This window comes from Delftia sp. ZNC0008, assembly GCF_000799035.1.
Lineage (GTDB): Bacteria > Pseudomonadota > Gammaproteobacteria > Burkholderiales > Burkholderiaceae_C > Comamonas > Comamonas tsuruhatensis.
In genome coordinates this window covers 1-8,613 of sequence record NZ_JTKZ01000221.1, presented here as the reverse complement: position 1 = coordinate 8,613, position 8,613 = coordinate 1, and the positions used below count along the sequence as shown (strand labels likewise).

The 8,613-nt window shown below is 63.5% G+C and carries 12 protein-coding genes and 1 pseudogene; 5 read left to right on the top strand and 8 right to left on the bottom strand.

What is annotated here, in order from left to right:
• A pseudogene (locus L995_RS07460) lies at window positions 1–1,638 on the bottom strand (hypothetical protein); the annotation flags it as partial.
• 146 nt (window positions 1,639–1,784) lie between these two features.
• On the opposite strand from L995_RS07460, the gene L995_RS34630 reads away from it, so the two are divergent.
• On the top strand, window positions 1,785–1,916 hold the full coding sequence (locus L995_RS34630; RefSeq protein ID WP_269431521.1) for a hypothetical protein: 132 nt from the start codon (window positions 1,785–1,787) through the stop codon (window positions 1,914–1,916).
• A 53-nt stretch (window positions 1,917–1,969) separates the two neighbouring features.
• On the opposite strand, the gene L995_RS07455 is transcribed toward L995_RS34630, so the two are convergent.
• Complete coding sequence (locus L995_RS07455) at window positions 1,970–2,185, bottom strand: hypothetical protein (protein ID WP_133073492.1); 216 nt, start codon at window positions 2,183–2,185, stop codon at window positions 1,970–1,972.
• A gap of 70 nt (window positions 2,186–2,255) precedes the next feature.
• Window positions 2,256–2,714, bottom strand: a complete 459-nt coding sequence (locus tag L995_RS32900; RefSeq protein ID WP_156136010.1) for a hypothetical protein — start codon at window positions 2,712–2,714, stop codon at window positions 2,256–2,258.
• A gap of 285 nt (window positions 2,715–2,999) precedes the next feature.
• Here L995_RS32900 and L995_RS07450 point away from each other — a divergent pair, with 285 nt between their 5' ends.
• Window positions 3,000–3,560 (top strand): hypothetical protein, encoded by a 561-nt coding sequence (locus tag L995_RS07450; RefSeq protein ID WP_047470638.1) that lies wholly within the window; start codon window positions 3,000–3,002, stop codon window positions 3,558–3,560.
• On the top strand, window positions 3,557–3,715 hold the full coding sequence (locus L995_RS32895; protein ID WP_156136009.1) for a hypothetical protein: 159 nt from the start codon (window positions 3,557–3,559) through the stop codon (window positions 3,713–3,715). Before L995_RS07450 ends, L995_RS32895 begins: the two co-directional genes overlap by 4 nt.
• A gap of 354 nt (window positions 3,716–4,069) precedes the next feature.
• Here L995_RS32895 and L995_RS07445 read toward each other — a convergent pair whose 3' ends face one another.
• The 4 genes from L995_RS07445 to L995_RS32890 all read right to left on the bottom strand — a co-directional run bounded on the left by L995_RS07445 (window position 4,070) and on the right by L995_RS32890 (window position 6,121).
• Window positions 4,070–4,594 carry a Rha family transcriptional regulator gene (locus tag L995_RS07445; RefSeq protein WP_016454761.1) on the bottom strand — a complete coding sequence of 175 codons (525 nt, stop codon included), beginning with the start codon at window positions 4,592–4,594 and terminating at the stop codon, window positions 4,070–4,072.
• A 3-nt stretch (window positions 4,595–4,597) separates the two neighbouring features.
• A complete protein-coding gene (locus tag L995_RS31870; protein ID WP_016454760.1) occupies window positions 4,598–4,804 on the bottom strand; it encodes a DNA-binding protein in 207 nt (68 codons plus the stop codon).
• A 152-nt stretch (window positions 4,805–4,956) separates the two neighbouring features.
• Window positions 4,957–5,949 (bottom strand): KilA-N domain-containing protein, encoded by a 993-nt coding sequence (locus tag L995_RS31360; protein ID WP_082001513.1) that lies wholly within the window; start codon window positions 5,947–5,949, stop codon window positions 4,957–4,959.
• The gene (locus L995_RS32890) at window positions 5,933–6,121 is read right to left on the bottom strand and encodes an Arc family DNA-binding protein (RefSeq protein ID WP_156136008.1); all 189 of its coding nucleotides are present in this window, start codon (window positions 6,119–6,121) and stop codon (window positions 5,933–5,935) included. Before L995_RS32890 ends, L995_RS31360 begins: the two co-directional genes overlap by 17 nt.
• A gap of 107 nt (window positions 6,122–6,228) precedes the next feature.
• Here L995_RS32890 and L995_RS07430 point away from each other — a divergent pair, with 107 nt between their 5' ends.
• Together L995_RS07430 and L995_RS34245 are read left to right on the top strand one after the other, a co-directional pair.
• Entirely contained in the window at window positions 6,229–6,600 is a 372-nt protein-coding gene (locus L995_RS07430) for an Arc family DNA-binding protein (RefSeq protein ID WP_047470634.1), read from the top strand.
• 39 nt (window positions 6,601–6,639) lie between these two features.
• A complete protein-coding gene (locus L995_RS34245; RefSeq protein ID WP_052195767.1) occupies window positions 6,640–7,083 on the top strand; it encodes a hypothetical protein in 444 nt (147 codons plus the stop codon).
• Window positions 7,084–7,085: 2 nt separating this feature from the next.
• Here L995_RS34245 and L995_RS33730 read toward each other — a convergent pair.
• Window positions 7,086–8,613: hypothetical protein (locus L995_RS33730; RefSeq protein WP_052195766.1), on the bottom strand; the 1,528-nt coding region annotated here is incomplete at its 5' end.

Genomic DNA, 8,613 nt, shown 5'->3' with positions numbered 1-8,613 from the left:
GCGGCGCGACAGCTCGCGCGCCAGCTGCAGGCGCACGTTCTTGGCCTGGGCAGAGCGGAATGCGTTCGACAGGTCTTCATCGGTCCAGGTGGCAAGGGCCCCGCCCGCGATCTCTCCGGTGGCGGGGTCTGCAGTGACCTGACGCTCGGAGGCCTTCTTCTTGGCTGGCGCGCGGGCGGCCACCTCGGCGGCCTGAGCCAGGGCATCTGCCTGCTGGGCCTGAGCAGCCGCGCCGGAATCCACGGCCAGGGCAGCAGCTGCGGACAGCGAGCCAGCAGCAGGATCCAAACCCATTTCCTCGGACGGACGCTGCGCGCCAATGGCAGCATCAATGCGCGTGGTATCCAGTTGCGGTGCGGGCGTGATGCCCTGCTCGCGCAGCCGGGCTTCATCGATCACGGGCTCTTGCTGGGCGCTCAACTGGCGCACGAATTCGTCGCGGACCTTGGCCAGGCCGGTGGGCACTTCGCCATCGGCCTGGTTCTCGCTGACCTGCTGGAACAGATCTGGGCTGAAAGCCTGGTGCAGCGAGTCCGCCGCGGCTTTCCGGTCCTCGGGGGTTAGGGACTCGTCCTGGGCCCGCGCCAGAGCATCCCGGTACTGCTGCTGGCTCTCGGGCCGAACCATCTGGTCGATGGCGGAGCCGTAGGTTGCAACATCCGGCAGGCCCGCAGGCTCTGCGCCGGGTGGCTGAGGTGCAGCATCTGCCGCCTGGCCGGCCTCGGCCGCGCCGTTCTCCCCCGCCCCACCGTGCCGACCAGTCAGCAGCGACGTGCCAGCGCCCGTGATGCCACCCAGGGCCGCCCCCATGCCAGCAGCAGCAGCTACGCCCTTGGATGGATCAATGGTCGGGTCGAATGGCATGGCCGCCCGCTGACCCTCGTACTGCGTGACGCCTTCCTCAACAGCCTCCTGAGCCGCCTCGCTCGCCCCTGTCTTCGCCGCGCGTGCAACAGTGCCGCCCGCGAACCCCTTGCCACCGGCCAATAGACGTTCGGCGCCAAACGCGCCGCTGGCCCCGCCCACAATGGCCGGGATGACACTGGCGCCGCGCCCTGCAGAGACAGCTTCATCCTCCGTGGCGCCAGCATTCTTCGCGAGGTCATAGGCTGTGCCCGCTGCATCCCCGCCCGCCATCGCCGCACCAGCAGCTACACCACCCGCCTGAGCGGCACGCTCGACACCCTTCGCCCCAAGTCCGGTCGCGCGGCCAATAGCACCAACGCCCTTCACCGCAGCGCCCGGCCCAACGAACGAGCCAGCTGCCTGGGCTGCTGCGAGCACAGGATTACGCACGATGTACCCGCCCACCGCGCCAAGCTCATCCATCACGCCACCGGCTTGGTCGATCTCGGTTTTGAGCTGCTGCTTCTGAGCTTGAACGACTGGGGTCTGCTTGGCTTCGCCTGCCTGGACGATGTTCTTGTCGATCCAGCCGGAGACCGCGTTTCCAGGTTTGATGAAATTGGCAGCGGAAGAGACGCCGCCAGCCGCCGCGTTGGCGAATTCGATGACGGTGTCGTTTACTGCCTCGAGGCCGCTACGCGGTGGCGACTTTTCATGGAAGCGCGCAAACGGGTTGGACCCTCCGTCGGTCTCCGACTCGGGATGGAACTTTGCGAATGGGTTCTGTGCCATCCCCCCACTCTCAAGGAGAGGTGTGGGGCGGTCGAACCCTACAGGGGGTCATCGCAGAAGTGTGCAGGGCTGCTCAGGAATGATCCCAATGCAGCGGCACCTTGCTGGTGCATAGGATCATCCACTGGCCGTGCACTGGAGGAACGATGGAAGGCAGAGACGGGGAGCGGGAGGAAGACGACGACAACAGCCCGGCCGTGACGGTGGGCCTGGCCGCGCTGGCCATCGTGCTGCTGGCTGTGGTGTTGGGGGTGCTGACGCTGCTGATGCGCGGGTAGCCCAGAAACGACGAAGCCCGCCGAAGCGGGCCTCTGCTCAACGCGGCACCAGCTTACTTGCGGCCGCCCACGTAGTGCCCGCCCTTCCCGCTCTTGCCTGAGCCGCCGACACGCTTGCTGCCCTTGCGTCCAGCAGCCTCGAAGGACAGGGACGACGCAGCGGACTTGCCCGAGGCGAACGTAGCGCCTGAACCATGGCTTGGCAACAGGTCGCCGGCCTGCGCAGAAGTGGCAGCAGCCAGGGCGATTGCGAGGAATGCGATTTTCATGGAGAGGCCTCCTTGTTGTGGTGAGGCCATGCTATCCGTGGCAAGGCACAGGGCACGGGAATCGCTTTCCCTACTTGCTTTGACGTTCATCACGTACAGGCTTGGCTGAGTCATGAGCGCTCGAAGGCACCGACACATATTCGGAGCGAACTGAAAGCGGCCCAGTCGGCAGGCAGGTTCTTCCAGCAGAACATTCATCACCAGTACGGGGAGCCGCGCGCTCCAGCAAATCCATGGCGACGTCGATAGCCGCGCGCGCCCTGGAGAAATCAACGGTCCAGCTGGTGTCTGGCGACAGGGGCAAGTCTGGCCGGTCGGTGGCCACGCAGCCGCCGTGGAAGTCGAACTCGCGGCGCGTGAGCAGCAGCACGTCGCGCACATAGGCCAGGTCTGCGTTGCCCGGCCGCGCGCCCGCTTCAGCCCGGCGCGCCGCCGCCCTCGCACGATACGCCGCGCCCAGGGCTACGCAGACCAACACAAGCGCCAGGAACAGCGCACCAGAGAGGATGAGGAGGGGTTGATGTGCCATGAGCCCAATGTCTGCCCGATTCCTCCGAAGAGCGAACTCTATGCAGAGCCGCTATTGCTCAGCCTACGGTATTGCGCAAGTGGCAGTTACGCTCACATGCTCAAACGGTTCCTAAATTCCGAACGCAACCTCATGATATTAAAGCAAAAATTTGTCGACACCTGCAGACCAACCCAATGCAATTTATTGCAATCCAATCAAAAGTTGACTACTGTATGCAATATCACTACTTGCCATGAAAGAATGTAACTACACTCTCACAAACTTCAAAAAATCTATTGCCGCATGGAATTCAGACAGTTTGACCGAAACACTTTCGAAGCGACGCGGGCGAAGTGGCGTAGCGAGGCCGAAGAGTACGACTGCTTCCCTGACGAAGTGGACCGCAAGCTCCAGTGGATTGAGGAGGCGCTTGCCGGCACTTCCCCTCAAGCAGCACAGCAAGCTGTCATCCCCTATGGCGTCTTTGCGCCGGGCGAGTCGATTGCTGCTGCGACATGTGAACTTGTGCTGTCACATCGTGGCTCGCTCACGGGCAAGTGGCTAAAGCTCCTGAAGGTGACCATGTCGCCCGAAATCGAGGTTCTCACTGAAGAAGAAGACCAAGCTGCCATTGAGGTCACCGTAAACGCATATCGCGCTGCCACGCTAGGTGCATACAATTCGCGCCTCGAACATGCTGCCGATACGCTCAAGCTGTTTGGTCGCAACGCTCGCCTACAAGAATTTCAGACCTTGTTGATGCAATCCATCCAACGAGACCCGCAACATAGACCAATCATCGCCAGCCAGCAGGGACGCTGGTTGGTTCTGAAGTCCGCAACCACCACCGAGGAATGCCTATGAGCACGCAACAACCCACTTCCACCGCCTTCATCGCGCAGATGCAGCAACATTCGGAAGAGATGCGCTGCCTGGCTCGTGCTTTCGATGAGGCAACCGAGGCCTTCGGGGCCAGCAATCTGGCCGCCGCCGTGACCGAGGAAAAGGTCGAAGGCTGATCCCTTTGACTCAACAAAAGGCCCGCCGCGTGCGGGCCTTTTGCATTCTGCTTGGAGATCTTCCGTGAACGCATTTCAGCGATGGTCCGCCGTGTTAGCACTTGCCATTGGCCCCACGACGGCTTGCTTTGCCGCTGACTACGCCACCTGCCTCCTGAACAAGCTCCCTGGGGTCAAGAACGCGCCGGCCCATGCTGCCGCGCTGAACCCGCGCCAGGTTTCCTGAGGACGGCTGAAAGTTCAGCCATCCTCGGGGGCACCAACCACACGCCGAGTAGCTGAGCGGCGCTGGCAAGTGATGCCCAGGTTTGGGGTATCACTTGGGGTGTCGGAAAAATTTCTGACGTCCTGCGCTCAGTGAAACAGCGGAAGCGAAGGCTGGATCTCTGCCTCCAGCCGCTGGTGCTCCGACTCGAAGTGCGGGATGTCGCGCTTGCGGTCGAGCATGAGCCGGGAACCGAAGGACGCCCGGACCTTGGATTCGACCTCCTGCGCGATGAGAGCCTGCATCTGCTGCCACAGGCCCTTGGCTTGCTGGCTCAGGGCCGTTCGCATGCGGTAGAACTCCTCGACCAGCCGAACCTTGCACTCGATCACGATGGGGCTGTTGCGCAGCATGGAGATCAGCAGGGTTGCCTGCTGCTCGTTCAGCAGCGCGATTTCGGTGGCCTTGGCGAAGCCGCCCTGGGGAAGTGCGACACCCTTTCGGATTTCAAATCTGAGTGGGCCGAAGATCTCCAGACTGGCCCTGTGCTTGCGCACGAGCTTGATGACGCTGGCATGCGGAAGAACGACACCGGCAGCCAGTGCATCTGAGGCCGCGAGCGGCTCCTTGTCGAGCAGGGCAACGATGGGGGTAGGCATTGCTTTCGAGTTCATGGCTCAGCCCTCCACGCCCAGCAGGTTCTTGATGTCGGCCACGCGCCAGCGCAGTTGGCCGCCGTCGCGCACGGGCTGGATGGGGCCGTTGCGGCTGCCGCAAGACCAGGCGTGCAAGGTCGCGGGGGAACGACGGAGATGGAATGCCGCTTCGCGGGTGGGGATGGTTTCGCGGGTTTCGTGCGACAAGGCGGGGATGGCCCAAGACATGGCGTGCTCCTTGAACGGGTTGGACAAGGTCTCCCATTCTTTTCATGTCAAGTCTTTTGCCAAACCCTAGAGGGAGCAGACCCGCAAAGACGAAGCCCGCACGAAGCGGGCTCCTCAACAGGGGTGTGCGGAAAATTCCGCGCACCATAAACTCAGGTGCCACTTGCCACAGACAGGCGTCCAGCCATGGAGCCGAGCCGGTTTGCGCAGGTTGCGGCCAGGCGGGCCAGCACCGCGGGCTCGACGCTCATGCTGGTTTCGATGGCGTCATAGAACCGGTCCATCGGTATGACATACGCGTTGCTGTCGATCTTCTTGGCTTGCGGGACTAGGCCTCGCGTGTTGACATCGAAGCTCAGCATGAAGCGATCGGCCTGCCAGTTCTGACCCGTCATGACGGCATCGAAGATCGCGCGGGAGACCTGGGGCATGACTTCAGCTACCAGCGACAGGGCGCTGTTGACGCGCTCGGGAGACCAGCCGGCCGGCTGGGCTGCCTCCTCAACAATGTTCGGCGCGTAGCCCTGTGGCAGCTTGGCGATCAGGTACTGCCGCGCTTCCATGTGCCGTGCCGCCGGCAACTCCAGGTAGCTGTTCACTCTGAATTTTCTCTGGAAGCGAGCCCAGGTCTCCGCGTGCTTCTGGATGCCCGCGTCCACGATGGCCTGCACGATCTCGCGCAGATCCTGCGCCTGGGCGGGGCTGATCCGGTCGTAGTCCAGGTTCATCTGTCCGGGCTCCCCGACAGGCGCTACCTGGGCCAGGAACACACGAATGACCTTGAGATGGAAGGCGGCGCTGATCCAGGCAGCGTAGGCAATGACCAATTCGCGGCATGCGTAGGTGCCGCCGTTGCGGCCCTGTTTTGTCTTAACTGCCGGAATCCCGGCATTTTCGATTTCCTGCAGCAGCGCTTTGGTCTGCTCGTTGTCGAGGAAGTAGCCGGGGCGATGGTTGGCCAAGCCGCCGCTCTCCTGGTGCAGGTCGTTGAGGGAAAACAGGCCGTCTACTTGGCGAACGCTTGTAGACCCGATGGTCAGTGCAATAGAATCCAACATGTCGATTCCTTCCAAATGGTTGCTGACATCCAACGCCCCGGAGCTCCTACCTTCCGGGGCGTTTCCTTTTTCAGCCTCGTGAGGCATGGCTTGCCTCCTTGGCCTCTCGCGTTGCAACGCCTTCACGAAGCATCGCGACAATCTGCGCGTTGAACGAGCGATCCTCCGCCAGCGCCGTGGCGTGCACCTGCTGATGCAGGTCTCGGGGAAGACGAAGGGCGGTCTTCTGCCAGTCGATTTGAGATTGATTCGTAGCCATACACTCCTTGGACAAGTCACCGTGACTTGATGGGTGCAGTGTACGGCACCGTGACTCCTTGTCAAGCGCAAATTTGCGTCACAGTGACTTTAGATATACTTCGCCCCATGGTCACCAAAACCTCCAGCACCGGGCGCGACTCGGACAAGTTCATGCTTCGGCTACCTGATGGGGTGCGCGAACGTATTGCCGAAGCTGCGAAGGCCAACAACCGGACCATGAACGCAGAGCTGGTCGCGCGCATCCTCAAGACCCTTGACGATAGCCCGGCACCGTCTGTCGAGCAGGACGGGAAGATCTTTGCGCTTCCACCCATGACCGTAGAAGCGCTCGAGGCAATGAAGCGCATCGAGTGGAAGCTCGAAACCCTTGCCCAAGGGTTGCAAGGAGAGCCGAGGTTCTCGCTTCCGCCAACGGATATGCGCCTAATTGAAGAGCAAGCGAAGCGGGCACCGCCCCGAGCAGTGCGCAAAAAGTAGCGTCTCTCGTCTGCTAAAGTGCCTCCACAGGAGAGGCATATGGGATCTTTCAGCGCCATTCACTGGCTCATCGCACTGCTTGTCATCGCACCCGTTGCGGCATTGATGGTCGTTCCAGCTTGGCGCATCCTGCAGCGAGCCGGGCACAACGGTGCATGGGCACTGCTCATGCTTGTGCCCGTGCTGGGCTTCGTGGTGCTGTGGGTACTGGCCTTCTCGAGGTGGCCAAACGACAAGGATGGGAAGACGAGCACCAGCGTGCCTGGGATCATCCTGGGCATTGTTCTGGTGCCGCTGTCCATTGGATCGGTGGTGATGCTGTCTTCGGCTGGGATGCGCGTAGCCGTGCCAGGTGGCCAGGCCCCGTCCGCCTTTTCAGGCAACCCCATTCCTGACTCCAGCCGAAGCAACGATGCGCCGGTGCAACAACCCGCCCAACAGAACAATGCTGAAGAAAACCCCTTCGCGAAGTTCCACCGCTGAATCTAGCGCGCTGCCAGCGCTTTCTGGGCTGCCCCCACCCCGTAAAACTCATCAAACTGCTTGGCCATGGACGGGTTACTTTTAAGCAGCGCCACGGCGTCGCTGGTAGGCGTGTAGCTCGCCCCCACTGGACTCTTCGCCCCCGCATCCACCTGCTGCACCTCGCCCGTGACGGCGTTGTGGCGGATGATGCTGCCCTGGCTCGTGGAACCATCGGCATTCTTGACCGCAGGCGTGACCGTGACCTTCCAGGGCGACGGATCTGCATCCCCCCGAATCGCGCGCATGGACTGCTGAGCCTGCTGCTTCTGCTGGGGCGTGGCGTTGGGATCGAGGAGCGTATTGCGCAGCTGTTCTTCCTGGCGCTGGGCCCGGGTCTTAAAGCCGCGCGCTTCGGCCTCGCCCTGCAGGCGCTGCTGCTCGATGCCCAAGCGCATGCCGGTGCGCCCGGTTTCGCCGGCCTGCTGCATGGCCTCGCGCTGCACGCCACCGGCTTGCTGCATGTCTTCGCGCATGAGGCCTGCGTTCTGGCGCATGGTCTCTGCGTCCAGCCCTGGCTGGGCCTGGCGCAGTGCAGCGTCGGTCTGCAGGGCGGTCTGGTAGGCTGCCACGGCGGGGGGCGTGCCACCCGGTCGCGCCCCGTGCGGGCGCGTGGATTGAAACATGATGCTGCTCGCGCCGGTCTCCAGGTTCTGGAGGTCTTTGCGTGCCTGCCAGTCGTTGCCGGAGTGGGCGATAGTTGGTGCTCGGTAGCCCGGGAAGCCCAGACGGGGCTGCTCGACCTCGGTGCGCTGGCCTGGCGTGAAACCGCGCGCTGTTGATTGCGCGGCCAGGTTCTGGGCGGCCAGGTCGTTTTGCCGGGAGGGCAAGCCGCGCGGCTGGGCGCCGAGCGCCGCGCTCTGTGCGCTGTCGCCGAAGCTGTTGCCCTGACGGAAGATCCCGGGCTGGACTTCCTGTGGCGCGGCCGAGCTGGGCGGGCCCATGGCTGACCCTGGCGCGCCGGAGCCGGCGAGGCCTGTGCCAGTGGCGACGCCGGCTGCGGGAGCTGCAGTGGGGGTTGGCGAGTTGTTGGCACGATAGGAGGCCAGTCCGCCCACGGGCCGGTCGGCCTCGTATGCCGCGCCCAGGCCCACGGCGCCGGCGGCGGGCACGCCCAAAGGTGCTGCAGTTGTGGCCGCGCGCCCAGCAAGCCCTGCCGCCTGGCCAGCACCGGACAGCGCATTTGCGCCGGCACCGGCCACGCGCGAGACCGCACCCGGCAGGCCAGCAGCACCAGGCAAGGCGCCCAAGGTGTTGGTCACATTGCGCCCCAGCTCAGAATTCATCGGGTTGTCCTGGGTTCCGTCAGCGGCCGGCGCCTTCGGGTAGCCGCCCAGCGGGATCTGGTCTTCAGGCCGCCCACCGTTGGCGAAGAACACCTTGGGCTTGAAGCCACGCGGCACGACTGCCTCTTCAGATGCTGGAGTGTGGGTGGCATCGACGGCGGCCTGCAGCGCGCCAGCGCCGCCCATGGCGTGCACGGTATCTGGC